The sequence below is a fragment of the Colwellia hornerae genome (assembly GCF_007954355.1).
Classification (GTDB): Bacteria; Pseudomonadota; Gammaproteobacteria; order Enterobacterales; family Alteromonadaceae; genus Colwellia_A; species Colwellia_A hornerae.
The window spans coordinates 90,336-117,226 of record NZ_VOLR01000010.1; the positions used below are offsets into that span (position 1 = coordinate 90,336).

Annotated in this window: 21 protein-coding genes; 2 read left to right on the forward strand and 19 right to left on the reverse strand. The window is 37.4% G+C overall.

Annotated elements, in window-relative coordinates; all coding sequences use genetic code 11:
• Positions 1-189 precede the first annotated feature (189 nt).
• From ESZ26_RS08805 to ESZ26_RS08830, 6 genes are all read right to left on the reverse strand, one after another.
• On the reverse strand, positions 190-627 hold the full coding sequence (locus ESZ26_RS08805) for a group I truncated hemoglobin (RefSeq protein ID WP_146799375.1): 438 nt from the start codon (positions 625-627) through the stop codon (positions 190-192).
• Positions 627-1,448, reverse strand: coding sequence for a DUF3034 family protein (locus ESZ26_RS08810; RefSeq protein ID WP_190278396.1), 822 nt, complete (start codon positions 1,446-1,448; stop codon positions 627-629). The genes ESZ26_RS08805 and ESZ26_RS08810 overlap by 1 nt, the downstream gene beginning before the upstream one ends.
• Entirely contained in the window at positions 1,432-3,759 is a 2,328-nt protein-coding gene (locus ESZ26_RS08815; RefSeq protein ID WP_146799376.1) for a bifunctional diguanylate cyclase/phosphodiesterase, read from the reverse strand. The genes ESZ26_RS08810 and ESZ26_RS08815 overlap by 17 nt, the downstream gene beginning before the upstream one ends.
• Complete coding sequence (locus ESZ26_RS08820; RefSeq protein ID WP_146799377.1) at positions 3,749-4,414, reverse strand: methylamine utilization protein; 666 nt, start codon at positions 4,412-4,414, stop codon at positions 3,749-3,751. Before ESZ26_RS08820 ends, ESZ26_RS08815 begins: the two co-directional genes overlap by 11 nt.
• Before the next feature lie 419 nt (positions 4,415-4,833).
• Positions 4,834-5,691 carry a polyamine aminopropyltransferase gene (gene speE / locus ESZ26_RS08825; RefSeq protein ID WP_146799378.1) on the reverse strand — a complete coding sequence of 286 codons (858 nt, stop codon included), beginning with the start codon at positions 5,689-5,691 and terminating at the stop codon, positions 4,834-4,836.
• Positions 5,681-6,643 carry an adenosylmethionine decarboxylase gene (locus ESZ26_RS08830; protein ID WP_146799379.1) on the reverse strand — a complete coding sequence of 321 codons (963 nt, stop codon included), beginning with the start codon at positions 6,641-6,643 and terminating at the stop codon, positions 5,681-5,683. Before ESZ26_RS08830 ends, speE begins: the two co-directional genes overlap by 11 nt.
• 212 nt (positions 6,644-6,855) lie before the next feature.
• Between ESZ26_RS08830 and speB the strand changes: the two genes are divergently transcribed.
• The gene (speB, locus tag ESZ26_RS08835) at positions 6,856-7,800 is read left to right on the forward strand and encodes an agmatinase (RefSeq protein WP_223271602.1); all 945 of its coding nucleotides are present in this window, start codon (positions 6,856-6,858) and stop codon (positions 7,798-7,800) included.
• A 53-nt stretch (positions 7,801-7,853) separates the two neighbouring features.
• On the opposite strand, the gene nhaD is transcribed toward speB, so the two are convergent.
• On the reverse strand, positions 7,854-9,275 hold the full coding sequence (nhaD, locus tag ESZ26_RS08840) for a sodium:proton antiporter NhaD (protein WP_223271607.1): 1,422 nt from the start codon (positions 9,273-9,275) through the stop codon (positions 7,854-7,856).
• Positions 9,276-9,643: 368 nt separating this feature from the next.
• On the opposite strand from nhaD, the gene ESZ26_RS08845 reads away from it, so the two are divergent.
• Positions 9,644-9,817, forward strand: coding sequence for a CopG family transcriptional regulator (locus ESZ26_RS08845; RefSeq protein WP_146799381.1), 174 nt, complete (start codon positions 9,644-9,646; stop codon positions 9,815-9,817).
• Between the two features lie 254 nt (positions 9,818-10,071).
• Here ESZ26_RS08845 and ESZ26_RS08850 read toward each other — a convergent pair whose 3' ends face one another.
• The 12 genes from ESZ26_RS08850 to ESZ26_RS08905 all read right to left on the reverse strand — a co-directional run bounded on the left by ESZ26_RS08850 (position 10,072) and on the right by ESZ26_RS08905 (position 26,394).
• On the reverse strand, positions 10,072-10,872 hold the full coding sequence (locus ESZ26_RS08850) for a bestrophin-like domain (protein WP_146799382.1): 801 nt from the start codon (positions 10,870-10,872) through the stop codon (positions 10,072-10,074).
• 372 nt (positions 10,873-11,244) lie between these two features.
• Positions 11,245-14,376 carry an efflux RND transporter permease subunit gene (locus ESZ26_RS08855; protein WP_146799383.1) on the reverse strand — a complete coding sequence of 1,044 codons (3,132 nt, stop codon included), beginning with the start codon at positions 14,374-14,376 and terminating at the stop codon, positions 11,245-11,247.
• Positions 14,377-14,385: 9 nt separating this feature from the next.
• Positions 14,386-15,798: an efflux RND transporter periplasmic adaptor subunit gene (locus ESZ26_RS08860; RefSeq protein WP_146799384.1), complete on the reverse strand. Its 1,413-nt coding sequence runs from the start codon at positions 15,796-15,798 to the stop codon at positions 14,386-14,388.
• Between the two features lie 697 nt (positions 15,799-16,495).
• Positions 16,496-18,076, reverse strand: coding sequence for a PepSY-associated TM helix domain-containing protein (locus ESZ26_RS08865; protein WP_146799385.1), 1,581 nt, complete (start codon positions 18,074-18,076; stop codon positions 16,496-16,498).
• Between the two features lie 6 nt (positions 18,077-18,082).
• Positions 18,083-18,337, reverse strand: a complete 255-nt coding sequence (locus ESZ26_RS08870) for a hypothetical protein (RefSeq protein ID WP_146799386.1) — start codon at positions 18,335-18,337, stop codon at positions 18,083-18,085.
• Entirely contained in the window at positions 18,337-18,654 is a 318-nt protein-coding gene (locus ESZ26_RS08875; protein ID WP_146799387.1) for a hypothetical protein, read from the reverse strand. The genes ESZ26_RS08870 and ESZ26_RS08875 overlap by 1 nt, the downstream gene beginning before the upstream one ends.
• Positions 18,655-18,740: 86 nt before the next feature.
• A complete protein-coding gene (locus tag ESZ26_RS08880) occupies positions 18,741-19,883 on the reverse strand; it encodes a PepSY-associated TM helix domain-containing protein (RefSeq protein WP_146799388.1) in 1,143 nt (380 codons plus the stop codon).
• A 48-nt stretch (positions 19,884-19,931) separates the two neighbouring features.
• Entirely contained in the window at positions 19,932-21,407 is a 1,476-nt protein-coding gene (locus ESZ26_RS08885; RefSeq protein ID WP_146799389.1) for a tetratricopeptide repeat-containing sulfotransferase family protein, read from the reverse strand.
• 24 nt (positions 21,408-21,431) lie between these two features.
• Complete coding sequence (locus tag ESZ26_RS08890) at positions 21,432-23,555, reverse strand: TonB-dependent siderophore receptor (RefSeq protein ID WP_146799390.1); 2,124 nt, start codon at positions 23,553-23,555, stop codon at positions 21,432-21,434.
• 112 nt (positions 23,556-23,667) lie between these two features.
• Positions 23,668-25,008: a sensor histidine kinase gene (locus tag ESZ26_RS08895; protein WP_146799391.1), complete on the reverse strand. Its 1,341-nt coding sequence runs from the start codon at positions 25,006-25,008 to the stop codon at positions 23,668-23,670.
• On the reverse strand, positions 25,005-25,691 hold the full coding sequence (locus ESZ26_RS08900; protein ID WP_146799392.1) for a response regulator transcription factor: 687 nt from the start codon (positions 25,689-25,691) through the stop codon (positions 25,005-25,007). The genes ESZ26_RS08895 and ESZ26_RS08900 overlap by 4 nt, the downstream gene beginning before the upstream one ends.
• A gap of 268 nt (positions 25,692-25,959) precedes the next feature.
• Entirely contained in the window at positions 25,960-26,394 is a 435-nt protein-coding gene (locus ESZ26_RS08905; protein ID WP_146799393.1) for a hypothetical protein, read from the reverse strand.
• Positions 26,395-26,891 lie beyond the last annotated feature (497 nt).

Consider the following 26,891-nt stretch of genomic DNA (forward strand, 5'->3'; position numbering starts at 1 on the left):
AAATGACTGTTGACACAATTGGCGCAATTTTACCTTCGCAATTACATAATTAACATCATTATGTTTGCTTATTTGTCGTTTATATTAAGGGATAGGGCTAATCTATTAAAACTAAGCACAAATAATTTTTCTTAGGCTAACTTCAACAACAGATATAATCAGTAATAGCCAATGAAACAGTAGGCTATTTTATATTTTGATTATTTCAGGTCTTAAAACAGCTAATTTAACCAGTATTTTATTTTGGGATTGATAAGAAATATCAACATCTTCCATCGCTTCTATCAGCAATTCCACCACCCGATTAAAATCTGCTTCATTGATATTCATACCGGTATGAATATCAATCATGCTATCACCATTATATTTACATGGGCCATTGACCACGCCACATAAATGGTTGATAAAGCCTTGCTTAAAATGTTTTACGCTCGACTTGGCAAAGTAAGGCAAAATGGCTTTATCTTTAACAATTCTTTGCACAAAAGCATCAACAAGTTTTTCGATCCCTTGATGAGCGCCAATATCATAATAAAGCTGATCACTTTGTGCTACATTTTTACTACTACAGCCAAGGCAAAGTTGCAGTACTAAGACAATCAACAAACCGTAAACATACTTAATCATTAATAAGATCCCGACAAAGATAAATACCAACCCTTTTGGTCGGTTAGTGCGGCTATAGTGCCTAAATCAAGGTAGGCGAGAGTAACATTGAGGTGTTTGTTTGGAAACCAGGCAACAAAAATGTCTTGCCAGTCGTCTTCACCTAGGCCTAAATTATCAGGTTTATGGCGATATTCAGTACCAACAGCAAGGTGTTTATTCAATAATACCAGCACTGACATTTCGGTTTGTAATGCACCATTCCCCTGCGGCCCGCCAAAGCCAAGTAAGCCCATTTCATTTGCTTTGGTATAACGAGCAGTGGCATTCCACAGCACGTTATAACCTGCCAACAAACCTAAATGAAGCTTACTTGCTGCTAAGTAAATATCGGTACCTGTGTCATCTTGTGCGCCTAATGAAAAAGCAACATCGGCAGTGCTTAAAGATTTGTGCTGAATACCTACTGATAATTGTGGCCAAGTACTGTAAACCAAATCGCCATACAACCTTACTTTAAGACCTAAAATTTCTTGAGATAAGGTTAATGATAATGGATCAACCTGTAAGTTTTGCTTAGCAAATGAGAATTCCAAACGATCATAAAAATTAACCTGACCACCACAGTTGTTTAATTGAAAGTCTTTCACGTTAGCCTGTGAACAAAAAGCAGAGAATGCTATTTCGTCTTCCGTTGCATAACCCGCTAATTGAGCCCAAGGTACTAAACCACCACCTCCTGAGCCTTCTACTTGAGAAACACCTGGGGTTGCTAATAATTTACCATTAGCAAAGCTAAGCATAGGTAAAAGCAGTAATATAAGGCTAAAGAGGCGATTCATAAGTTTTATACCATTCAATAAATTTTTCAGCGCTAACAGGTCTCGATAAATAGTAACCCTGTGCATAGTCGCACTGAAAGTCATTTAATAACATTAAGCTTTCTTTGTTTTCAACACCTTCAGCGACCACACTTAGCCCAAGTTTATGGCCAAGAGAAATAGTTGAGGCAACAATATCTTGATCTTTCTGGCATTGCTCTAACTTTAAAATGAATGTTTTGTCGATTTTTAATTCATCGACAGGCAAACTTTTTAACTTAGCTAGTGACGATTGACCAATACCATAATCGTCAACTGAAATAACAAAACCCAGTGATTTTAGATGAGATAAACGCGCAACCACTAATGCTTCGTTTTCTGCGATATCCCTCTCTGTTAACTCCAACGTTATTTGCGATGTCGATACCTGATGATCATTTACCGTGGTCAGTAAATAATCAACAAATTGTTCATTTTGAATATCTTGGGCGGATAAGTTAATGGCTACCTTAAAACGGTAGCCCATCTTATTCCATTGTTCAGTTTGTTGAATAACTTCTAGAATGACCCAGCGAGTTAACGATACAATTAAACCCGCTTTTTCAGCTAAATCAATAAACAATTCGGGGTTTACAAAGTTACCCTCTTTATTTATCCAACGAATTAACGCTTCAAGTTTATCAATCTTACCGGTATTCATATTTAATTTTGGCTGATAATTCATAAAAAGTGGGCTTACTTCGCATTCAAGTGCCTCTTTTAATTCTTCTATTAAGCGCAACTTATAAAGATAAGCCTCGTCTTCTCCGTCTTGATAAAATCGCAATAAGACCTGTTCTTGATATGCTGAAGCTACCGCCATGGTTGAGCGCCTGATCAATCGTTCTGCTTCAACACCATGCTCTATAGAGTTGGCGACACCGAAATAAAGTGATAAATTAATTTTGATATCATCAAGCCAAAAAGGACGATTTAGTTCACTTTGCAGTAACTCGATAAAATGTTTTATTTCGTTGGTTTGATGAATAGGAATAGCTAATAAAAATTCATCTGAATTGGTGCGCGCAGCAATAATATCGTGCTCTAGGTTATGATTTGATTGTTCAATATAGACTAAAATACGCGCAGCGATTTCTTTTAAAATATTATCACCATTAGTGAGTCCAATGGTGTCATTAAGTGCTTTAAAGGCTTTAATATTAAAAGTAATGACCACTAAATGAATAGCTTTATTAAAGTACTCAGCTACTATTGTTAATGTTTTATGGCGGTTATATAAGCCAGTTAAGATATCGCGCTCTGCCTGATAAATAATTGACTGCTCACGATTCTCAATAGCCGCACCCATCACTGAAAATCCTTGGTAGAGTTCGCTAAATTCAACAGGCAAACGGTTGGCCAATTTAGGTACATTAAGTTCACCACGGCCAATTTTTTGCGTGACTTCCATCAAAATATGTAATGGGGTAGATAAGCCTTGTGATAACAGACGAGAAAGGGTGATAGCAATAACGATAACAATCACTGCAATTATCAACATAGAAAGGATCAGGCGATTAAAATCACTCTGAATTTGTGTTAAAGGCGCAGACAAGGTGGCTTTTATATCTTTAGAACCACCAAAGCTGATGGTTTTGTGAAAGTAATCAGCACGAGTTAGCAATAGGTTTGGCGATTGTTGTTTAGTGCCTTGTAACAATTGTTCTATAATTTCTTCACGTTCAATACTTGATTCAATCAGTTGATTGTCTTGCACTAAGGTTAAGTCTAAAGCAATTAGATCTTTAAGTTTTAATAACGAAATTTGATCAAATTCAAAGCCAATCACCGTGTAAGCAATAACTCTTGGAGCCTTAACCGGGACAACAATAACTTGATAAACTTTATTTTCAATACTAAGAATTTGAGCATGAACTTCCCTAAAAGGAAGTTTATTAATATTTGCTTCAATTGTTTTTGCATCAAACGAGTGTAATGAACTGGTAGTTGACAGCTTACCTTCTAAGTCTAGAATCAACATTAAATCAGCATTGATACGTTTACCATGATTAAGCAGGACACTTTCCACAGTGTTTTTGTCGCGAGTCGCGACCGCTTGTTTAAAACCAAAGTCGGCGGCTAAAACACTGGCCGTGGTCGTTAACACTTGCTCTTGCGACCTTAATGTTTGATCGAGTACGTTTTGAGCAAAATACATTTGGCGTTCAATTTGGTTTTCTGCATAATCTGCAAACCTAAACCAATTACTGCCCGTTAAAATAATTACAGTTAATAAAATTAAACTGGTTAATAGCCACGTGATTTGTGCTTTAAAACTCAACCTAGTGTTCATGAAAAGCTAACTCTTCAAAACTATCTCTTGGTGGCGGTGCATTAACACTTATTACAATGACAATTTCATTATTATCAATCATGTTTTGATCAACAGTTAATAGGGTATGTTTAGTTAAACCAATAGTGCTATTAGGATGCCAAATTTTTAACTGGGTATTTAACGCTAAAGGTTGCGTTAATAATACCTCTCCATTGACATCACTTAGATAGGCATTATCTTTATCTGAAACATAAATATAGCCGACCATAGCATCATGGATATTGCAGCCCATAACGACAAGACCTTTTTGGTCAAAACGAACCGGACTTTTAGGTTTACCCGCATAGAGTTTTAATTCAAATGTTTTAGCTAACGAAAATGAATAAACATGATGTCTAATATCATCTTTATTGGGGAAGCTGACTTGGCTATTAATCGGCACAACTAGGACATGAGGGGAGAATTGTTTGTTTATTTGATCCATCTCGTAGACACGATCATCGCTTGATTTATTTATAACGGTCTGAGGCAGCACATATTCAATCACGGCATCAGGTAAAGGAGCGTTGTTTTGATCGACAACTTTTATAACAACTTGGCTAAAAGCAGTTTCAATAAAGACTACTGAACAGAAAAACATGACCATAAACAATCGAAACTTAAGCGCTATCATAATGACCTTAGATAATTTTTTCGTGGCTAAATCATACCTAGAGATATAACAAGAGTCTAATTTTATTAATGTAATAATGAACAATTTTCAGTATTAACAATACAGTAACTTCACTTAAGTAAATAAAGATTAGAAATCACAGTTATTACGATGTAAGTTTTATAAGATGCATCCTTGTAATTTTTTACTTAATAACATTAACATTTATATAAAATAAATATCTTCTCTACACTTATACATAGGTACTAATTGATCCGATCACTTCTTGTGAGAAATAGCGTACTTTTATAATATTCACTAGTTTCTGCACTTAGTTATGAGTATTACCGCTAGGTTTCACTAGAAATTAACACCTACTCACAGCGTTAGCGTTAACATCACCGAAAAATCAGTGGACAGGTCTACTGTGTTTATCTGGCTTAATTATCAATTAAGCCAGATAAACCTTTGTTGACAAAACTTGGTAAAGCAAAGGCCGCTGAATGAAGCGGGGCATTATAATAATCAAAGTTTAAGCCTGATTTTTCGACACGTTCAGGACTAAAGTCACTAATAGGATGGTATTGCTTAGACGCAAAAGTAAAACTCCATAAACCACCTGGATAAGTTAAGTTACTAAAACTGTACAAGTAGGTTTTAGGAAAGACATTGTTCAATACTTTCAACAGCGACTGCTGAATTTCCATGGCATACCAAGAAGACTCGCCCTGAGCAACAACAATACCGTCATCGGTTAAACAATTAAAAACATCTCTATAAAACGCTTCTCCAAATAACGGTTGCGCAGGTCCAATAGGGTCTGTGCTGTCAACAATAATAACGTCAAACTTTTCCTTGGTCTCTTTAACAAACTGCACACCATCACCAATGATAAGGTGGATGCGCTCATTATTAAGTGCCGAAGCAGTTTGTGGAATATGCTCTTTACAGGCTTCAACAACCATTACGTCAATTTCAACCATAGTGCATTTTTTGACGGATTGATGGCGAATGACTTCTCTTGCTGTACCGCCGTCACCACCGCCAATCACTAATACATTTTTAGGGTCAGGATGCACAAACAATGGCACATGGCTTATCATGTCGTGGTAAGCAAATTCGTCTCGTTCAGTGACCATAATCAAGCCGTCATTTAACAACATCTTGCCATGGCCTTTAGTTTCAACAACATCAACCGTTTGAAATTCACTTTTCCCAGAAAAAAGCACTTTTTCTACTTTAAATTTAATGCCCAAAAAATCTTCAAACTTTTCTTCTACCCATAAATTAGAGTGCATGGTTTTCTCCTGAAATATCAATCATAATTGGCTCAGCAAACGTAGTTTGTGGCAGAATATAGTTGGCAAAATTTACTAAGTAGCCATTATCAAGTTTTTTACAAACGCGTGATTTACTCACGTATTGTATTGGAATTAACGCCGCTAATTTTTGCTCAAAAGCTTGCTCATTAAAACTCATTAAATCAAAAGATTTTGGTGCTAATATTTCTAAAAGTTTCGGGGCAAGCGAAAGTAAATCGACATTCGATTCAAAGCTAATATAACTACTGTCCATTTGTGGCGTTACATGGATGGTTAAGTATTGCTGTTCATTAATCGCATTGAGTGAATAACCGTAAGGGGAAAAGACAAAGTCATCAAGAATAAAACCAGGTAAAATACTATCGATACACAAGAACTGACGAATCTCTTCAGCCGACAAATTGGGCTGTGTTAAATGTTTCGAGGCTTGCTCACTTATTTGATAGGCGAGTAACTCGTAGGTAATATCATCGGTATCAGCAGTAAAGTCGTTATCTAAATGAAAAACATAGTTGTGGTGACTGTCCATTTCGCCAAAACGGTAAGCCTTACCCGGTAAATATTGATTAATTAATTTGATATCATCGCCAAAACAACTAGGCTGAGCGTTTGAAAAGTATTCATTTTTTCGCTGATAAGTAAGCTGCTTAATTGCTTTTGTGCCAAACTTTTGAATGAAAAACTCTACGGCTTTCACTAATTGTGTTTCACCACAGGTTAATATTAATATTCTATCTGACCAAACAAATAAACTCGACTCGGATAACAAAAACGCTTTGCAATATTCATTTTCAATCGAAGATAATATTTGAGCTTGACTACGATTAACTAATGCTGACCAAAATTCGTCGTCGATGTCATTAAGTAAAGAAAGCTGTTCACCATCGATTAAGATTTCAGCTTTTTTTTCTGATCCCTCAAAAAACATAACACCTCCTCAGTAAAAAAACAGTCAGTCATTTTACAAATTTTTTCATTTTTATCAATAAAATAATGTCGCTAACATCGAAAAATAAACAACAAGCTTGCTATCTGCAAGCATCATTTTATTAACAAGACTATATTTTGTAAAAAAAGCTATACATTTAGCCTTTATTTTGGATAATTGAGCAAAATATTGCTGTTAGGTATCACGACTAAATGAATATGGTTAAAGAGATCAATGTTGCTTTAATATCCACGCCAACACCTTTTGAAGGTGCTCAAAACAAGTGGGGGATTTTTCAGGACACAAGCCACATCATTGGCTTTGAGTTTGATGGTACGGCATGCTTTAGAAAAGGCACTAAAGCTGGCCCTAACGCACTTCGCGATGTTTCCGATGGTATAGAGTCCTATTCACCGTATTTAGACGCAGACCTTGAAGATATTTCATTTGTTGACTTAGGTAATTTACCGTTTGATTTATCTATCGATGAAGAAAGTAGCCAGACTGATATAGAGAATGCTTATCATAATGCTAATAGTGACTTTAATACCTTATTTGAAAATGTGGCTTTAAAAGACAATAATGTTCGTATTGTAAGTTTAGGCGGCGAACATTCTATTTCGTACGCACCAATAAAGAAGTATTTAAGCGAATTTCCTGACTTAGTGATATTACATCTCGATGCACATGCTGATTTGCGCGATGGTTACTTAGGGTATCATTATTCGCACGCCGCTATTATCCGCCGTATTACCGACCATTTTGGTAAAGATCATCAACTGATACAATACGGTATTCGATCAGGAACGCGCGAAGAATACCAATGGATGAAAGCCCATCAAACACTCAAAAAAAGTCGAGCTGAATTTCTCGCCAGTGTTGACGCGATTGCAAAAGACATTCCTATTTATTTAACCTTAGATTTAGATTATTTTGACCCAAGCTTTTTCCCAGGTACCGGCACACCCGAGCCCGGCGGAGAAGATTTTCATTCACTGATTAGCTTATGCAAAATATTGCGTTCTAAATATTTTGTTGGCTGCGATGTAGTGGAGTTATCGCCAAAAATTGACAGTACAGGTAATAGTGATGTTTTTGCGGCGAAGGTAGTACGTGAACTATTGCTTTGTTTAGCGGGGCCAAGCCCTGCTTTATAGTTAAGCAACACCTTTACTTTAACACTGCTAAAGTAAAGGTGTTGCTAGGTCACTTAGCCATTAATCAAAAAATGAACATAGATACTGGCGCTATAACCTAAGGCGATAGCCCAACTCCATTTAAGATGACCAACAAATGAGTATTTTCCTTTCGTTTGTCCCATTAAAGCAACACCCGCCGCAGAGCCAACAGAAAGTAAACTTCCCCCTACCCCAGCGGTCATGGTTACCAATAACCATTGCTGTAAATCCATCACAGGGTTCATGCTCAAGACAGCAAAAACAACGGGGATATTATCGATAATGGCTGAAAGTACACCGACGGCAATATTGGCATAGGTCGGATCCCAGTTGGTATATAATAAGTCTGACACTAAACTTAAATAGCCCATAAAACCAAGCCCACCAACACACATCACAACCCCATAAAAAAACAGCAAGGTATCCCATTCTGCCCGTGCTATTTTTTCAAAAATATCAAAAGGTACGATATTCCCTAATCTTTCTAGGGCTTTTTCATCATGACTGATGGTTGCTAGGGTACGTTTTTTATCTAATGAACGAGGTAGGCTTCTCCGTAAATAAAAGCCTAAAAACTTAAGGTAACCTAAGCCCATCATCATTCCTAATACCGGTGGCATATTAACAACACTATGAGTGGCAACAGAAGTAGCTATGGTCAGCATAAATAGAAAAATAATTCGTTTTGCGCCACGTTTTAGCATGAAGTTTTCGTCTGTTATCGGTGTTGATTTTTCATTAGAGATAAAAAAGCTCATGATAATCGCGGGAACTAAAAAATTGACCAGTGAGGGGATAAAAAGTACAAAAAACTGCTCAAATTTAACCAGCTCTGCCTGCCATATCATTAAGGTGGTTATATCACCAAAGGGGCTAAATACCCCGCCAGCATTAGAGGCTACGACTATATTGATACAGGCAATGTTAATAAACTTGAGATCCTTAGGAGCCACTTTAAGGACGATTGCACACATCAACATTGCGGTAGTAAGATTGTTCGCAAATGAAGAAATAACAAATGCCATTAAGCCGGTAACCCAAAATAAACTGCGTAAGCTCAACCCTTTAGAAATCATCCAAATACGTAAACTATCGAATACCCCTCGCTCTTCCATGGCATTTATATAAGTCATCGCCACTAATAAAAATAATAACAACTGAGCATATTCTAATAGATTATGATTAAAAGCCTCTTCCGCGGCTTTTGGAATGCCGTGTTGGGTATAAATCCAACCAATAATCAACCAAATGACTCCAGCCGCGACCAATACCGGTTTTGACTTTCTCAGGTGGAGAAATTCTTCACTAATAACCAGTAGATAAGCAATAATAAAAATCGTTAATGCAGTAAATCCTGCAATAGTGTTAGTGAGGTCAATTTCACCTGCTCCAGCGGCAAAAGCAGGCGTTGCAAATAGGAATAGCAATACAGTCGTTATTAGTTTTTTCACGATATTTCTCTGAGTTAATTTAAAATTTGTCAAAAAGCGTTTCATCTTAGCTAGCAGCACTGCATTAGATATTTCTTTCAAAGTAGTGAGTAAAGATAATACAAAGCAACGTTTACTGTTAGGGCAAGCCAGTAGCTAACGCTTTTTAAGGCTGAAAATTAAAAACAGCCATAATATAAGTATGTTGGGTTTTACCTGTGTATTTCGTTTAAATAAAATAAGCCATTGGTAAATACCATCAATATAAGCGTAATTTAGCGTTAATATTTGACATGGCGGCCAACAAAATGACAATTATATTCCAATTAAAAGACAATACAATTCTAATTATATTATAATCAAATTAACATACAGCTAAAAAAGCACTAAACATGGAAAAAAGAACAGCCAGACTTACGGTATTAATTGACCCTAAAAAAAAGGCAACCTTTGAAAAACTATGTGCATTAGATGATGTAAATGCATCTCAGAAAGTACGACAAATGATCAGGGAGTATATTGAGGAAAAATTAGGGGAAAGCTGGCAAGACGATGTTTTTAAATAAAAAACAGTTAAAACCTTGGTGACCATTCGTTTTTATAATTTATAATTAAGCCCATAAAACCATTAGCTAAATAAGTATTTATCGCCAATAGCGCTTATATCGATAAGCATGGTATGGATTTTTTTGTGGCAATAAAAAGTAGACTTGCAACCGCTACCTTGAGCGCGTTGCTCTATTGAAAAGTCATATTTAATCGCTATTCATTGTTAAATTATTAAAAATAGCGATTAAATAGTCTTATGCTGGTACCAATACTATTCAGTTTTATAATCTTGAAGGGTCATTACCGCATCATGAAGGCTATCTTGATTAACTTGTATGATACCGCGCTTGGGTCTGTCTAAATCAATGATAATAAAGACCACCAAGACGATTAAGGTGAATAATAATATCGTAGGGAATGCCGGACGTTTCTTCCCTAAGCCGCTGTTATATCCCAGCATGCCGCCAACAGTTACAAAAACACTGAACAATAAAAATAATACTGGCTCGGGCACATGCAGTCGGAGCATAGCCGAGCGTTTATTTTCAATTTGAATCATGCCAGATAGTGACTGATAAAAGCCATTAGCGATTAACAGTGATCTTGGATTTTCTAATTCTTGTTGTGCTAATTCAATGAGCTTGGCTTGTGATTTACTGACTTTTTTATTGACGGCTATACGCTGCTCTGCATTGCCCAAGTCTATTTGGCTCAGTGAAATACGCAGGGTGAGATAAGACTCTAATTCATGAAAAACATCATCTCTTACCTTGCCACTCAATAATTTTGCTTGCATGGCGACTCTTGAAATAGCGCCCGCTTCTTCTATGACCGCACTGCTGCGTCCATCATAACGTTGCAGTGACATATTAAACGTAAAACCCAGTAGTAAAGCCAACAAACCCAGGATACCGGCTTGAATAGCCGTCGATTGGCTTTTCATTTCGGTGTTTTCTGCGTCTTTATTACGCAAACCTAAGCTGTAGCCTATTTGATTAATAATTAACATCAAAATAAAAAGGGTAATAATAATGATAATGCTATTTTTGTCGTACATTAATTCTTGGCTCACTAATTAAATCTCTACATTTGAATAAATTCTTGGGCAAAGAGTGGGTTGAGGTAGTTGATTGGTCAAGGACTATTTTAATAAATATCTTTATCAGCGTTAATTCTGAGGAAATATTGTAGCCAAAGCGCTATTTTAAGTAAACAGTTTACTCATCTGAGCATATTTTAGTAACGTTCAAAAAAACCAATAGATGATAATAATTTTTCAATGGCTTGTATTAAGGTTTTCACCAAGTATTCATTACGCTAGGCACTAGGAAAATTAAGATGTTTTGATGGTTAATAAATCAAAAATGGGCAATCTGTGAAAGATTGACCATTTTTAGTGTTATTGCAACGACGTTGTCGAGTGTTTAGCCAGTAACGCTTATGGCTATTTTACTTTACTGATACCTTTACGAATTAACCAACGCATGTCATTTTTATAGCGGTCACTATAGCGCTTGATATCTTCCATTATTAGGTAATTTATCGGTACTAAAAACAGTGTAATTATCGTTGCAAATAAAATACCAAAGCCAAGACTTACCGCCATAGGAATTAGGAACTGTGCTTGAGTACTTTTTTCAAATAAAAGTGGCATTAACCCAGCAAACGTTGTTAATGATGTCAGTAACACCGGCCTAAAGCGACGACCACCTGCGGCATAAACAGCCTCAAAAACAGCACTCCCCTCGGCACGCTTTTTGTTAATATAATCAACCAAGACCAGTGAATCATTAACTACCACACCCGATAACGCTAAGACCCCCATCAGACTAAGTAAGGTTAAATCCATACCCATTATCCAGTGACCTATTACCGCACCAACAATGCCAAAAGGGATAACCATCATCACTACTAAAGGCTGGGAATAACTTTTAAAAGGAATGGCAAGTAGAATATAAATCACTAATAATAAGCCAAACATACCAAATTTCAGTTCTTGAGAAGACTCTTTTTGATCTCTAGCTTCACCAGCCATTTCATAGTTCATGCCTGGATACGTGCTTATCGATTGTTGTAAAAATTCTTCTAACTCTTCCTGCACCGCAGACAAATTACCTTGCTCTTTGTTAAAGTCAGCGGTAATTGACAGTGTCCGCTGTCGGTCAATACGTAAAATACTCGAAGGACTTAATCCAGGTACTATATCAGCAATCTGCCATAGCGGAACTTCTTGACCGGCCTCAACTCTTATCATCATCTGCTCTAACGTTTCAATCGACTGTCGAGCTGCAATAGGGTAGCGCACCATAACTCGCACTTCTTCACGCCCACGCTGAATACGCTGAACTTCAAAACCATAGACTGCTTGACGAACTTGTCTTGCAACCATATTTAAATTAAGTCCGAGTAACGTTGCTTCGGGCTTAAGTTTTAATTGTAGTTCTTCTTTGCCATCAGACATTGAATCTTCAACATCAGAAACTGCTGAGTACTGCGTTAACTTACTTTTGAATTTATCGCCTAGCTCAGCTAGATCATCAGCATTCTTACCACGCAATTCGATATTAATAGCGGGTCTATTCCAACCAATTTCAGCCCGATAATTTAACTGCTCTGCGCCAGCGACTTGTCCTACCATTTTACGCCACTCTGCAACTATCTGTTGTGTGCCAATGTCTGTGCTACGGTCTTCTGGCGGGATTGTTTCGACACGAACGCGGCCCGTACTTGAATTACGTCCACCACTAATAGAATAAATATTCTTAATAATAGACTCACCAGATTCGGCATCAATATATTTCTCTTGTAATAACTTCGCTTGCTTAGTCATATGTTGAACAATACGATCGGTACTTTCAAAGGCAGTACCTGTTGGCATTGTTAATGTTGCTGTTGCTACTTCACTTTGCACACGAGGGAAAAATACAAATTTTGTTTGTCCGCTTGAAAGCGCACCAATCACAATAAAAAGTGATGACAACATAATTGCCAGCGTCGCATAACGCCAGCGCAGCGCTAATGCTAATGTTGGTTGATAAAATTTAGCAATAAACGTCTCTAAAGAGGTCGATATTGCCATTTGAATACGTGTTAGCCGTGATGGCGCGCCAGTACGTGGTTTAATATGCTTAAGATGTGCGGGTAATACCAATTTAGACTCGATTAATGAAAAGAGTAACACCGGCACAATAACGTAAGGAATACTTTGATACCAACTGCCTCTACCTTCAAGTAAAGCTAGGGGGATAAATGCTGCAACAGTCGTTAAAATACCAAAGGTAACTGGCACAGCAACTTCTTGGGTACCTCTAATAGCAGCAGTAAGGGGATCTGTGCCGCGTTGCATATGTTCGTAAACATTTTCACCGGTAACAATCGCATCATCGACGACAATACCTAGTACCAAAATAAAAGCAAATAGACTCATTAAATTCAAAGATATACCAAAAAATGGCATCAATATAAATGCGCCCATAAATGACATTGGAATGCCAAGACACACCCAAAATGCAACGGCGGGTCGTAAAAATAAAGCTAATAGCAGGATAACTAATAGCGCACCTTGCCAAGCGCTTGTAGTAAGCGTAGCTAAACGTGCTTTTATCGACTTACTGCGATCGCGCCAGTAAGTCATCGTTAGCCCTTCAGGTAGTGCTTGTTGTTTACCTGCGATATAATTTTTAACAGCGTCTGTTACTTCGATAATACTTTGATCGCCAACCCGAAAAACTTCTACCTCTATTGCAGGTATACCGTTAAATCTTGTTCTCAAAGGGGTTTCTTCAAATTCATCACGTAAAACAGCAATATCCCCTAAGCGAATTAATGTACCATCTTGATCGGTTAAGATCGGTAGCTGGCTAAAGTCACTTGCTTTATAAGCTTGGCCAATACTGCGGATAAAAATATCTCCACCTTCAGTTTTTAAATTACCGGCGGATACATCTGTAGAGTTACGTCGTAAAGCGTCAGCAACCTGCTCTAAGGTGATATCATATTTTCTCAATGACCATTCGGGTATTTCAATCGATATTTCAAAACGCAGTGAGTTATCAACACTAACTTGAGTAACCCCAGGCAACGAAGCAATTTCATCTCGAACATCTTCAGCAAAGCGGCGTAATGTTAAGCTGTCATAATCGCCATACATCACCACACCAATAGCGTCACGCATACGTTTAGGCATAGTCACCAAAGGACGTTCAGCTTCAACGGGGAAATTATTAATCGCATCTACGCGAACTTTCATTTCGTCGAGTACTTCTCTAACATCGAAACCATCTTCTACTTCAACAGTCACCGTTGAGCTACCTTCATTAGAGCGCGAAGTCATTTCTCGAATACCTTCGATATCTTGAATTGCTTCCTCCACTCTTATGGTTAAACCTTCTTCAACCTCTTGTGGCGAAGCGCCAGGTAAAACACTACTAACTTGTACGGTATTTATTTCAAATTCAGGAAATAAATCGACCGGAATTTTGTTGGACAAACTATAAAGTCCGGCGGCAACGATGACCACCATAAGAAGATTAGCAGCAACGTCATTACGAGCAAACCAAGCGATTAAACCATGCATAATGAGTTCCTAGTCCGTAGTTGAAGTGGATGAATTACTTGGGGATTTCTTTAAAGCAGGTAAACCTTCTTGCTTCTCACTACCACTGGCTTGTATTTCTTCATTCATTGCGGGTTTTGAAATTTTCTTTTTAGCTAGTTCTTCATTGGTTGTCGAATTAATGTCATTTAATGATTTAACTCGGGTACCAGCGGCTAAATTGGCCGTTGGCGTTAAAATAAGCTGATCGGCAGAATCAATAGCGGCCGCATAATTATCAATGTCGCCAGCAAGTGAAGAGGCAGAAATAACCACAGACTCAACATCTGTCCACAAAGGTTCAATAGCCCGTTTTTGCAATAAACCATTTTCAGCAACAGCGATCATATTATTCTGACTTACTGCTCTTCTTGGAATAGCATAGACATTCTTCAATTGTGTGCCTTCAATCTTTGCTCTTAAAAACTGACCAACACGTAATGCAGGCAGTTGTGGAGAGCTAACAAAAGGATTATCAAGCTTGGCAACAACGTAAAGCATACGAGTAGATGAATCAAAAGCTCCTTCACTGCGCACTAATTTACCTTCCCACGTATAAGTTTTACCTCCTAACTCACCTTCAAAAAGAACAACAGATTGGTGTTCCTTATTGTCTGTAGGCTCGTTGCCCGGTGCATTGTATTCATCGGGTAAGTAAATATGCGCTAGATCTTGGGCTTTTACCGGTAATCTTACTTCAATATAATCAGTGGAATATATCTCAGCAATAGTTTGAGAAGGATTAACTACTTGTCCTAAATCAACCATTTGTTTCAAAATTTTGCCGTCAAAGGGTGCTTTAACTTGTGTTCTATCAAGGTTGAGCCTAGCCTTTGCTAATTGGGCTTTTGATGCATCATAAGAAGCGAGTGCAGCAGCTACTTGTGGGATGCGCAGTGCTAAATCACGGCCAGCTTTACTGCCGGGCTTAACATTCCAGTCCCGCTCAGCAACATCTGCTTGAGCCAGCTCTTCCTTGTATTTTACCCAAGCATTGGCGACCGTTGACTTTGCAACATCAACTTCTATTTGGTAATCACGAGGGTCAATTGCCAGTAGAACATCACCTGCTTTAAATGATGCTCCTGCACGAATATTGTTGGCGACTTCAATAACTCGACCACTAACATCAGAAACTAATTGGGTGCGAGTTAATGGCTCAGCTGAACCGTATGACTCAATCCAAACAGGATAATTAGTAGCGGTTAATTGCACGGTTTCAACACCAACAGAAGCCGGCGGACCTCCTCCCCATTTACGTGGAGTAGGTTTACTAGCAAACATCGCAGCAATAATAGCGAAAGCAATAACAAAAATAACGATGGTTACAATCAAATGTACTCCCCAAACAACAGGTTTTTGGGTTACTTCCACCGGTTTTTGTGGTGAATTATTATCGCTCATTTCGCACTCTCTTAAATTATTTTACTGGGTGTCTGCACGTTAATCGCGCTTACTACCGATGATACGTATAAATTAATATATGTTATACGATAAAACCAAGATTAAGTTTACTATTTATATGAAAAAATAGTTTTATTTTCAGGTGGGTTGTAAGTTGACAAAGAAGTATCATACTTTGCACGCTTACTATGCCAATTCTTAGGTGATATATTCAAGAAGCAATAGATCATAAGTAACACACTAATTTAGACGACATAAACATTCTGCATAATATTGTTACAATAAAACATCATACTTTAGACAGGTTCGGGCAGGTTGCTATGGTTAGAATATTTACTTGTAAAGACGGTCTTTTGAATTTGCAGACATTATTATCCACAAACATCTTATGACTTCAATTAGCCATTACCTGACATTAGCTTTTGAGTTAAAAACGGCAGATCAGAGATTCTAAAGCTTCATTTTCCACTTAAAAAATTACATCTATTCACAACTGAATTTATACCTAAAACTTTTACATGGCGTTAGATATCAAATCCCCAAAGCGGACATTAGAGTCATCTTGAATACACATAAGTTAGAGTGTTAACTCTAAGGTGCTAACGCCCCATGAGCGCCATAGCAAACCTATTACTGCTCGTTTACATGTCATAATATGCCACTACAAAGTCTCACCTTATCAAATATCACTATGTACTCAAAGGTTTTGAGTTTGTATTGAAACATGGCTTTCTGGAATAATTTCTTCCGAGCGTTTATAAACGAATAACCGTGAAGCAATTAACCAACAAAATAATGCCAAACTTATTAACATTATCTCAACGACAATCACATGATAGTAGCCAAAACTCAGCATAACTTTAATGCCCTGAGATACGACGAACCAATCCAATATTGGAGTTATCGATAAAGTTACCGCTGTAATTCTTAAAAAGGTGGCTGCAAATTGTTTTTGCGCTTTAATATTTAATGAAACGACAATAGCGGTGAATAAGCAACCAAAAAATAGATAACCAATTACGTCACTACGTCCCACAAAATCAATGGGAATAATACGAGCAAAAACAAAGCCAACAGCACTGGCAAATATAGTACCTATAAAACCACCAGTAGTGATTGCATAGACAACTTTTAATCCGATGGGGTTTTGTTTTTCTACCCGTAAGTTTACTTTTTTCTGAATCCACATCAAATTACCCGTTAAAATAATATAACAAGTTCCAATACCTAAGATGAAAAACAGTACCCGTATTAAATAGCCAGAAAAATCACCAAAATGCAAACTCGATATTACTGAAAGGCCACCACGTAAATCATTATCGAAGTTATCTTTCGTTAAATACAAAACTCGCCCTGATGCTATATGATACGTTGCCTCTTTACGTGTAGAAAACTGGCTTTTATCTGCTCCTCTAAAAGTGACAGAAGCACTCTCATCACCAAAATGGTCTATGGATACACGGTCTATAGTTACTTCACCTAAGGAAGCTTTGGCGGTTAAAAACAAATTATCTATACCTTGCACTGGCATTACTATTTTAGTTTCATCTAAATGAACATCTACAACGCCAGCGGCCTTGAATAATTCATTTTGATCACCGCCATACAACACAACAGCATATGATATTTGATAAATAATCAGTAAGTTAAACACTAAGCCAGAAAAGGCATACATAATATGAAAGGGTAACCCCATTACGCCGATAAGATTGTGTGCATCAAGTAACTTATCTTTATTTCCATCTTTCCTATATTGGAAAAATTTGCTAATTATTTTACGCCAATGAATAACGACACCGCTTAGTAATGCAACAAAGAAGAACAACGTAACTATGCCAACAAAATAGAGCCCAACTTCGGGTATATGTAAGTCGTAATGCAGTTCATATAAAAAATCCCCCCATCTAGAGCCATTACCCTTGCCTATTACTTTTCCGTTTGGAGCCAAAATCAAATGTTGATCAACATGCTCTTCTTCAGAAATTTTTTCTTCAAAATACAGGTTAGCTAAAGGTTGCTCAGCCGTGGGCATAGATAAGATAAAATAGCCGTGGGTATTAATGTTATATTCTTGCGCTACTTCGTTGATCAAACTATCAAACGAAAATTTATCACTTTGCTCATGTACTGCAAAATGTGGGTTTAGTTCCCAGGCATTTATATCATCACGAAATAAGCTTATTGAGCCCGCAAAAAATATAATAAACAAAATGGTCGATATAACTAAACCAACCCATGCATGTGCGTTGGTTAACGCTTTTAGCGAATCTTTATTCATTTCACTTTACCTCAATGATAATAGAGCAGCATTAATTAACACTGACGGGATTAATACCATAGTTAACTTTAACCATGCTTTTTTTGCATTAGCAAAAGAATAACCCCACACTTGTACCCCAGCCCATAGGGGGAATGCGAGTAGTAAACCAATTAACAACATAGTGTCTTCTTTTATCGGGAGTAATAAATTAAGGTTTAGCACTAAAGACACGGATAGTAATAGTCCGATAATCAATCCTGCAAAAGTTCGTGACCACATTATAAACCTCCTTCAAATACAGAAAGCACTATTGACAGTACACAAACTAAAAAACTAGCGAATACAAGGTAATATTTTTTATAAGCACTGATCAGGGTAATTAAAGGTAAAAAGCAACACACTAATGCAAAGCCGGTAATCAATGCCGATACTGTTGGCAAATATAAAAATAACTGCGATAGCATTGCGCAAAGTAAAATAACCGCGACAACACGACTTATTATTACGGGTAATGGCTTAACAAATACCGTTTGCCGCTGGCTAGTGCCGAATAAAAGGAAACATGCCAGCCAAGCAGGGATAAAACTTAAAAACATAAAAACTCCATCTAGAATATAAATAACCAATAAAAACAACCACTTAACTCGAGGGCGCGATATTGATATCCCGCATTAATCGTTGATTAAATTTTGTTTAATAAACTACGCTTTTTCCGTAGGTAGGGTGAAACTAAACGACGCCAAGAAAGCGTAAATCCGGTATAAACTAAAAAACATCCAGCTAGAGACGCCAAACCAGCAATAGTTTGCCCAACAAGCCCAAAGTATTCACCTGTATGCAGGAAGCGAGCCCCCCCCCAAGCCTGCGCGCCCTTCGACCAATCTGAACCTCGCTTTATTCGAACTACGTCAGCAGTATCGTTATCTAAAAACAGTGCGTAAGCTGCATCATAATTATTACCAAGACTGCGATCGATATAGAAACGCGTGTTTTCTGTCTCTCTTCCGAACTCTACCCACATCGAATGCCAATCTGCCGAACCATTATCAACCGCATGTTGCTTAGCAACCGTAAAGAGTGATTCATAGGGCTGCTTGCCATCAATTAATTCTACAGGTTCACGCCGCTGACGAGGCCCCGGCGCTTCCTCTCCATAAATGCCATAAACCGCGCCATTAGCCCATTGAAAATGGAAAATGGTTGCCGTCGAAACGATGACAAATAACGGCACCATCATCCAAACACCAAAGACATGGTGCCAGTTATAATGTTTAGCATGATGACTTTTAAAGTGTTTTTTAAATAATAAGTGCCCTTTAATAGAAGACCAGTTAAAGCGACGCGGCAACCATAAATATGCCCCTGAAATGATAAGAAATAAAAACAATAAGTTGCTGTACGCGGTGACTTCTTTAGCAATCGACTTTTCTTCTGCCGCCATTGCCAACCAACGATGAAGATCGGTAATAAAATGTAGTAACTCTACAATCGGACTTTGCCCTATTTGCAACGTTTCACCAGAATAAGGCGAGAGTAAATACCTATGTTTACCAGCCCACACGGGAATAGCTCTTCCTTTTTCATTTATCCAATGTATATAAATGTGATTTTCATTCGGATGTTTTTCACGTGTTATGCGTAATACTTCATCTGTCGTTAACCTTTGTTCGCCCTCTAAAGGAAGAACGCTATGTCGTGAATCATCCCATTCGATGATCTGCTTTTCATAAGTTAACAGCACACCCGTAGCAGACATGATAAACACAATAATGCCAACACTAATTCCTACAACTAAGTGCGACCAAAAGAAAATCTTACGAATCATTTTTTACCTTTTTCATATAGTATTTAAAAACTTACATTTAACCGATGATCATCCAGCGTTAACGGCTTTTATCAAAGGACCTAAATAACGTTCATAATTTCGCCAACGTGCTTTAGCACTTTGATATAATGGCTGCCGTACTTGCCATCGACTAGGTGTTTGTACTGCACGATCACTTTTATGAAAACTTAAGACTCGATCATCCCATGCTAAACCAACAAATTCGAGTAATTGACGACTTTGTATCTCAATTTCTGAGACCGTATATTCATAATTAACTTCATGTATTTGTAGTCCGAAGATATGCTTAAAATGTTGCATAAGCTTTTGGTAACCTTGCCAATAATAAGCGATGTCTTCAAGATCCGTAGACCAACTCTGTGTTACATTAAAGTTTTGAGTGAAAATTGATAAGCCACAATCTCTAATATCCCGGGTACAATGAACTATGCGGGCATTTGGAAATGCCATGGCGACTAAGCCTAAATGCCAAAAGTTCAATGGTTGTTTATCAACTACTTTACATACGGTATTAGACGCACGCTTTCCGGAGTCAATCAGATAGTCTGTTGATATTGATTGAACTTGTTTTTTTGATAAGTGATTAGCCGTTTCTGGCCATGAAAGGTCATCAATACCAAGCCTATCGGGTGTTCCTGTCGCTAGATCAGTTAGTACATTTAACTCTCCTGCACCAAAACAATCAGGGTGTGAGGCTAGTACTTGCTCAGTTAATGAAGTTCCTGAACGTGGTAAGCCCACAATAAACACCGGTTGCTCTGATTGATTGCCCCAGCCCTTGCGCGCTTTAAAAAATTCAGCGGAAAAAACGTCTATCATGTTTTGAATACGGGCATCAAAAACTTTACGATTAAATACTTCCGTATCTTCTCGTCTAGCATTATTAGCAACTTTATACGCCATAAATGCAGCAGGATAATTTTTTTGTTGCTCATAAGCTTTACCTAGCCCGTAACCTACGAGTGCTTTGTCTTTCAATGGTAAACATTCTAACTTGGCTTTTGCTTGTTCTATTTCCGATGAAATATCTACATGACGACCTAAGCCTAACAGACCTGACAGGGCTTCATTTTGGGATTTATCAATTGATAAAGCTTTTCGGTAGGCATCTGCAGCTTCTTTGGCCTCACCAATATCTTCTGATAGCTGACCAAGACCGCAGAAAGTAATTGCGGAGTTAGGGTCTAACGTCAAAGCATTTTCAAATTCACGCTTAGCGTGATCAACATAACCCAACGCCTGATGAGACGAAGCTAATAATTGGCGCACCATGACATTATTAGGCTCTACAATGATTGCTTTGTGCAAACACTGACGTGCCTCTTCCAACTGATTATTGGCATCCATCAACTGAGCTAACCCTATCCAAGGGGCTGCAACTTTAGCGTTAAGTTTTAATGACTGTTTAAACGCATCAAACGAGCCGGCTATATCACCGGCTCGTTTGCGTTTATAGCCACATTCATACCAATCTTTTGCCATTAAGGCATTGGCTGTAACCATACTTTTTTACTACTATTGTTTAAGTTAGATTTTCCAGTTTAGCGTTAAAACTGCTGTACGTGGAGCGCCTAATACGGCAGATCCTGTTAGCTTATTTACCGTATTTTGGAAGGTGTTTTCCACATAAAGTTCATCTGTTAAATTAAGAATATCAAATGAAACTTCAATTTCCTCATTGATTTGGTAACCAAAGTTCAAATCTGCAATAGATTGGCTATCCCAAGTCACTTTAGGACCGTCACGCTCGCCCATATGGCGTAAACCACCTCCCAAACTTAACCCTTCAAGTGCGCCCGATTGGATTTCGTAATTTACATATAAACTACCTGTCAACTCAGGAAATACCGGTTTTGTAATTTCATCATCTCCAGCTTCAGTCACATCAACATTGGTATAGCCTAGATTAAAGGTAATGTTAAGACCATCTGTAGGGTAGATGTCACTAGAAAACTCTACGCCTTTTACTTTAACTTCACCCGCCGTTACAACAAAAGCAGGTCCACCAGCAGTATTGTTTGGATCTTGTAAGGCAACATTATTACGAAGCGTATGGAATACACCTGCCTGAAAAGTGATCATATTGTCAAAAGCTGAACCTTTAGCACCAAGCTCAAAACCGTCTGAAGTTTCAGCAGGCACTGGCTTACTATCGCTTCTAAGACCAAATTGAGGGACAAAAGCTTGAGCAAAACTAGCATAAACATTAATATTTTCAGATGTTTCTAGTGATGCACCTAAACGCATAGTAAGCTCACTATCATCAAACGATACAAGGTATTCATTACCTCGACGCCAGTTAGTTGTATCTTGCACTAATTGATCATAACGAATACCAGCAACAATGGTCAGTTTGTCAGTTGGGCGAAGTGCCGTTTCAGCGAATATAGATTCAAGTTCAGAATTATTTAAAGTGAAAGGCTCTGGTTCGCCTGTGCCACCATCTCCATAGCGAGGCTGATCAATATCAGCGATGCTAAATGGTCCATCAACCCCGTAACCATTAAAACGTCTATCAAATAAACGTTCATCATGAGCTACACCAATGACTATGTTTTGATCTTGACCCCAAAAGTTAGCAGTATAAGCAAGTTGCGCATCTAAAAAAGTTGCTTCAGAGTCTGCTACAGCGGTTTGAGGATAAGCCGCCATCGCTTCTAGACCTGCGTCACCTCTATAGTTGTACAATCCCGATGTATTCTTATAATCAAAATCTGTCTGTTGTTTACTACCACGAACGGTAAGTTTTAGGTTATCTAAAAATTCGTGACTCACTTCAAGATTAACTAAAGTGTCTTCTACTTCACCTTCACTGTTTTGATAACCGGCAAAAGTTCCTGTATCTATCCCATCAGGAATATCACCATTTTCCATCAGCGGAAATCCAGCTGGAGGCGTAACTTCATGCTTAGTGTAGGCAATACTGGCTTTTACTGAAGTAGCATCACTAAGGTTAAATATAGCGACAGGTCGAAGTGCTGTGGTTTTTCGGCTAACTTCATCAGCATCAAATTTAAAATCTCGATAAGCACCACTGACACGTAGTAATACAGTCCCTGAGTTATCTAATTCACCTGCATTGACATCAAAATCAACACCTGTACTACCGAATTGATCAGCGCGTAATTTTACATTTGCCGCACTATTTTCTGTTGGTGATTTAGTTACCGTATTGATAATACCACCTGCACCGACAGGGCCTGAGGCAATTGAAGCGGGGCCTTTGAGAACTTCATAACGCTCTACAAATGAGCTATCACGTGCACCTGTACCTCTAAAATTATTCTGAACACGGTTATCAACTAAAATTGGCGCTTCAAAACCTCGAGATAAAAACCCTGTCCCACCTGTACCGCGTCTATCTTCAGTACGGAAAATGTTAGGTAATGTGGTAAGTGCTTCTATCGGACGGGCAAAGTTACGAGCATCTAAAAGATCACTGTCCACAATATTTAAGGTAAAAGGTAGCTCTTTTGGCTTAACGGGAATACGGTTGATTAGTGATTGCTGAAATTGGCTCGTTACAATAATTTTTTCAATATCTTCTTCTTTTACTGTTTCTTCATCAGCAAATGCTATTGGCGCGGCAAGTGCAAGCGAAATTGCTGCAGCTAAAGGCGTTAACCCTTTGTAATTATTTTCTGTTTTCATGTTAGACCTGTGGGTAAATATTTATTTTGCGCACATACTAAATGAGAATCATTACCATTTACAATGGGGAGGACGAAATTGTTACAACTGTTACATTAAAACATGAACAGGCTTAATTTTTTGGGAGACAGATTAGCATGCATAAACCACCATTTTTTCCATTGCTTGCTGTAATTGATCCTCGAATTGCAGCAAGTTGACGCTCTGCCAACGCTAAGCCTAAACCAAAACTTTCACTGTCGGCAGACCTTGAACTATCTACCCTAAAAAAGGGTTTGAAAATAGTATTCAATAATTTCTCAGGTACACCTGGGCCTTGGTCAATTATTTTTATTTTGAATTCATTCTCTTGTTCAGAGACAAATAATGAGATTGTTTTTCCAACTGGCGTATATCGTAAAGCATTTCTCAATACGTTTTCTAATGCTTGCCCTGCAGCTCTGTGACTAGAATTTTCAACTATTGCGGTATTTGGAAAATGACTAATAATTGATTTGTTAGGAAACTCGAATTTAGCGTCTTCAATTAACACATCTAATAAATCAACAAGTTCAAGTGATTCTTGTTGTAGTTTAGGTTGTTCATTTTCAAGCCAAGCTAATGTTAATGTATCTTCTACTAATTTTCTAATCTGTTTTGATTCTCGATCTATACGTTTAATATTTTCACTCGGTGTAGGTAAACTATTTTCCTTATCTAGGGCTATATCAAGACGAGTAAGCGGGGTTCTTAATTCATGTGACAAGTCCGCAATCAATTGTTTTTGACTGGCAAATTGTTCCCCTATTCGGGCCGCCATTTGATCAAAGGTAAAAGCAAGATCTGAAAATTCATCATTTCGATTACCCATCAGTTTTTTGGCACTCACATTAAATTTACCTTTACTAAATTCTCGAGTTGCTACTTTTAGCTTAAGTAACGGTGTCATAATATATCGATAAAGTAGGTAGGATAGAAATATAAGTAGGATTGCTGGCACAATGATTTGCAAGGTAATTTGAGTATATTGCCAGTAGAAACCGGGTCTCATTCTATTAGGTAGATAAACAAGCAAGCTGGTGTTTTTATCGCTAAACGGCATTTGCATCACCGGGTTTAGGTCAAAATACAAATGAATTTTCCAGTTTACATTACGGCCTAAATTATAGCCTTTATAATATTCAGATTTTAGTGTTGCACCAGCTATGTTTTCAATATCAAAAGCAGCAACGACCATCCATGTATCCTCTTGTTTTTGCTTGATTTCTAACCAGTTATCTAATGATTTTTTATTGCCTGACAAATACAATTTTTCAGCCTGTTTACCCCAAGAATTTAGCGTTTGTTTATCTGTTGAAGAAAGGTAACTCATACCTTCTTCAGTTTTTGACGTGAGTAAGTTGAGTAAATAAAAAACGATCACTAAACTCAAGGCGATAATTAAACATAATTTTAAAAACAGTTTATTGGTCATACAAGACAATACCCTTTGCCATGGCTAGTTTTTAGTCGTTCACCTTGCCAATTTCCTTCATTGAGTTTTCTACGTACCCGACTTAAGTGCATGTCTAAACTGCGATCATAAGCGCCAATGTTTTTATTGAGTACTTTTTGATATAAATAGGCTTTACTCAGCACTTCACCTCGGTTTAATAACAGTTCCCACAATAATTTAAATTGTATTGGTGTAAATTCTAATACTTTATCTTCTACAAAAACGAGTTGCTTTTCAATATTGATAGTTAAACCGTCAACGGTAAGCTCTTGATTAGATGATTCAGCAACCTGATGATGACTGCGGCGTAAAATAGCTTCTATGCGCAATATTAGCTCAACAGTGCTAAAAGGTTTGGAAACATAATCATCCGCTCCCTGGCTAAACCCCTGAATTCTTTCTTGCTCTGCGTTTTTAGCAGTAACTATGATTACAGGCGTTTTGGATGATTTTCTTAATACCTTGAGCAGTGAGAAACCATCTCGCTCGGGTAACATTATGTCTAATAAAATTAAATGGTGTTGCTGTAATGAAGCTTTAAGCAAACCGGTTTCACCATCGAAGCATTGCTCTACTTTATAACCTTTTAAAGTAAGTAATTCTGTTAGTTGTTGATTAAGGATTTTATCATCCTCAATAATCAAAATATTGAAATTAGACATAATATCGTTTTTTCTCATAAGAGCATAAACTTACCAATACCAACAATCAGACTTTTCTTATAAATCACTATCTGGAAGGTCTTTATTGATATTCCACAAGATAAGTAAAATACCTCTAAGTGTTAATTAACAAATATGGCAATACGAAAGCTATACCTGTCATTTTCATATCAATCCGTCATGAACAAATAATTCAGCAAATTAAACGAAATGACTGAATAGCAAAGATACTAAGTGAGTAGACAGCAAAGGCTAAATTTATTAATTTTTAATGAAGTTTTAACATCAAATTATCAGTAGGAACATTTAAAGCACCGTACTCTTTAACACATTCATCACAAATAGGGTTATTTTTACGAAAAACCAATAAAGGAGGTAATGTCAGCGATAACCCTTTAAAAGCAAGTAGTTTGATGTCGTTACTTGCATGCTCTGACTGACTAACACTTTTCAAATACTCATGGGGAACAGATAAGAATCTTAGCGACAAAGTTAACTTCCCTATTTCTTCATACAATGAAGATAGATTATGACAGCTACATATCCATGCCATCATTGTTTCTGAACACAAAGGGTTACTTTTGTAACCATAAGCTAATAAATCGTATGCTTCAGAATAAAAAAATTCAGCTTGTTGCCATTGGCGATTAAAAAAACAATCATTACCTTGCTTTAATAACATCTGCCATTGAGCATTTTTCATTTATATCCCCTTAATAAAACACTGTGAACGTAATGATAATCATTTGCATTGACTTACACAAGTGTATTTTTTAGAATGATTTGATTAATGTATGCTATTAGATAAATCAAACTTAATGCTATAACTCTCAGTTATGTATTCACTAAGCGCATGAAGTGAGTATGTTTTCAGTGACGCAATATCCTACTTTCGATTCAGCCTTCTGTAATAACTATTAGTAAAAGGAGGTAATTTATATTGCAAAATATCATTGATGCTAATAACAAAAATGAATGATACCGAAAATATTGCAAGGTAAAGTAAATTAGTTGGTCTGTTTTTTAGTGCTTGCGTCAACTAATTAGAGATTAAATTATGATTACTTATCGGGATATTTAAAAAGAAAACTAACCTAAAACATTGTATTTACTGTCAAGCAGGTCTGAATTCACATTTAAATTTACTTCATAGCAGCTAGGTTATTTAAATAAGCTAACTTAAAATCCGGCTTAGTTTTT

What these genes read in the sequence shown, in the direction of transcription:
- ESZ26_RS08805 (WP_146799375.1), bottom strand. Translation starts at nt 627, where the DNA reads ATGATTAAGTATGTTTACGGTTTGTTGATTGTCTTAGTACTGCAACTT.
- ESZ26_RS08810 (WP_190278396.1), bottom strand. Translation starts at nt 1,448, where the DNA reads ATGAATCGCCTCTTTAGCCTTATATTACTGCTTTTACCTATGCTTAGC.
- ESZ26_RS08815 (WP_146799376.1), bottom strand. Translation starts at nt 3,759, where the DNA reads ATGAACACTAGGTTGAGTTTTAAAGCACAAATCACGTGGCTATTAACC.
- ESZ26_RS08820 (WP_146799377.1), bottom strand. Translation starts at nt 4,414, where the DNA reads ATGATAGCGCTTAAGTTTCGATTGTTTATGGTCATGTTTTTCTGTTCA.
- speE (WP_146799378.1), bottom strand. Translation starts at nt 5,691, where the DNA reads ATGCACTCTAATTTATGGGTAGAAGAAAAGTTTGAAGATTTTTTGGGC.
- ESZ26_RS08830 (WP_146799379.1), bottom strand. Translation starts at nt 6,643, where the DNA reads ATGTTTTTTGAGGGATCAGAAAAAAAAGCTGAAATCTTAATCGATGGT.
- speB (WP_223271602.1), top strand. Translation starts at nt 6,856, where the DNA reads ATGAATATGGTTAAAGAGATCAATGTTGCTTTAATATCCACGCCAACA.
- ESZ26_RS08845 (WP_146799381.1), top strand. Translation starts at nt 9,644, where the DNA reads ATGGAAAAAAGAACAGCCAGACTTACGGTATTAATTGACCCTAAAAAA.
- ESZ26_RS08855 (WP_146799383.1), bottom strand. Translation starts at nt 14,376, where the DNA reads ATGCATGGTTTAATCGCTTGGTTTGCTCGTAATGACGTTGCTGCTAAT.
- ESZ26_RS08860 (WP_146799384.1), bottom strand. Translation starts at nt 15,798, where the DNA reads ATGAGCGATAATAATTCACCACAAAAACCGGTGGAAGTAACCCAAAAA.
- ESZ26_RS08865 (WP_146799385.1), bottom strand. Translation starts at nt 18,076, where the DNA reads ATGAATAAAGATTCGCTAAAAGCGTTAACCAACGCACATGCATGGGTT.
- ESZ26_RS08870 (WP_146799386.1), bottom strand. Translation starts at nt 18,337, where the DNA reads ATGTGGTCACGAACTTTTGCAGGATTGATTATCGGACTATTACTATCC.
- ESZ26_RS08875 (WP_146799387.1), bottom strand. Translation starts at nt 18,654, where the DNA reads ATGTTTTTAAGTTTTATCCCTGCTTGGCTGGCATGTTTCCTTTTATTC.
- ESZ26_RS08880 (WP_146799388.1), bottom strand. Translation starts at nt 19,883, where the DNA reads ATGATTCGTAAGATTTTCTTTTGGTCGCACTTAGTTGTAGGAATTAGT.
- ESZ26_RS08885 (WP_146799389.1), bottom strand. Translation starts at nt 21,407, where the DNA reads ATGGTTACAGCCAATGCCTTAATGGCAAAAGATTGGTATGAATGTGGC.
- ESZ26_RS08890 (WP_146799390.1), bottom strand. Translation starts at nt 23,555, where the DNA reads ATGAAAACAGAAAATAATTACAAAGGGTTAACGCCTTTAGCTGCAGCA.
- ESZ26_RS08895 (WP_146799391.1), bottom strand. Translation starts at nt 25,008, where the DNA reads ATGACCAATAAACTGTTTTTAAAATTATGTTTAATTATCGCCTTGAGT.
- ESZ26_RS08900 (WP_146799392.1), bottom strand. Translation starts at nt 25,691, where the DNA reads ATGTCTAATTTCAATATTTTGATTATTGAGGATGATAAAATCCTTAAT.
- ESZ26_RS08905 (WP_146799393.1), bottom strand. Translation starts at nt 26,394, where the DNA reads ATGAAAAATGCTCAATGGCAGATGTTATTAAAGCAAGGTAATGATTGT.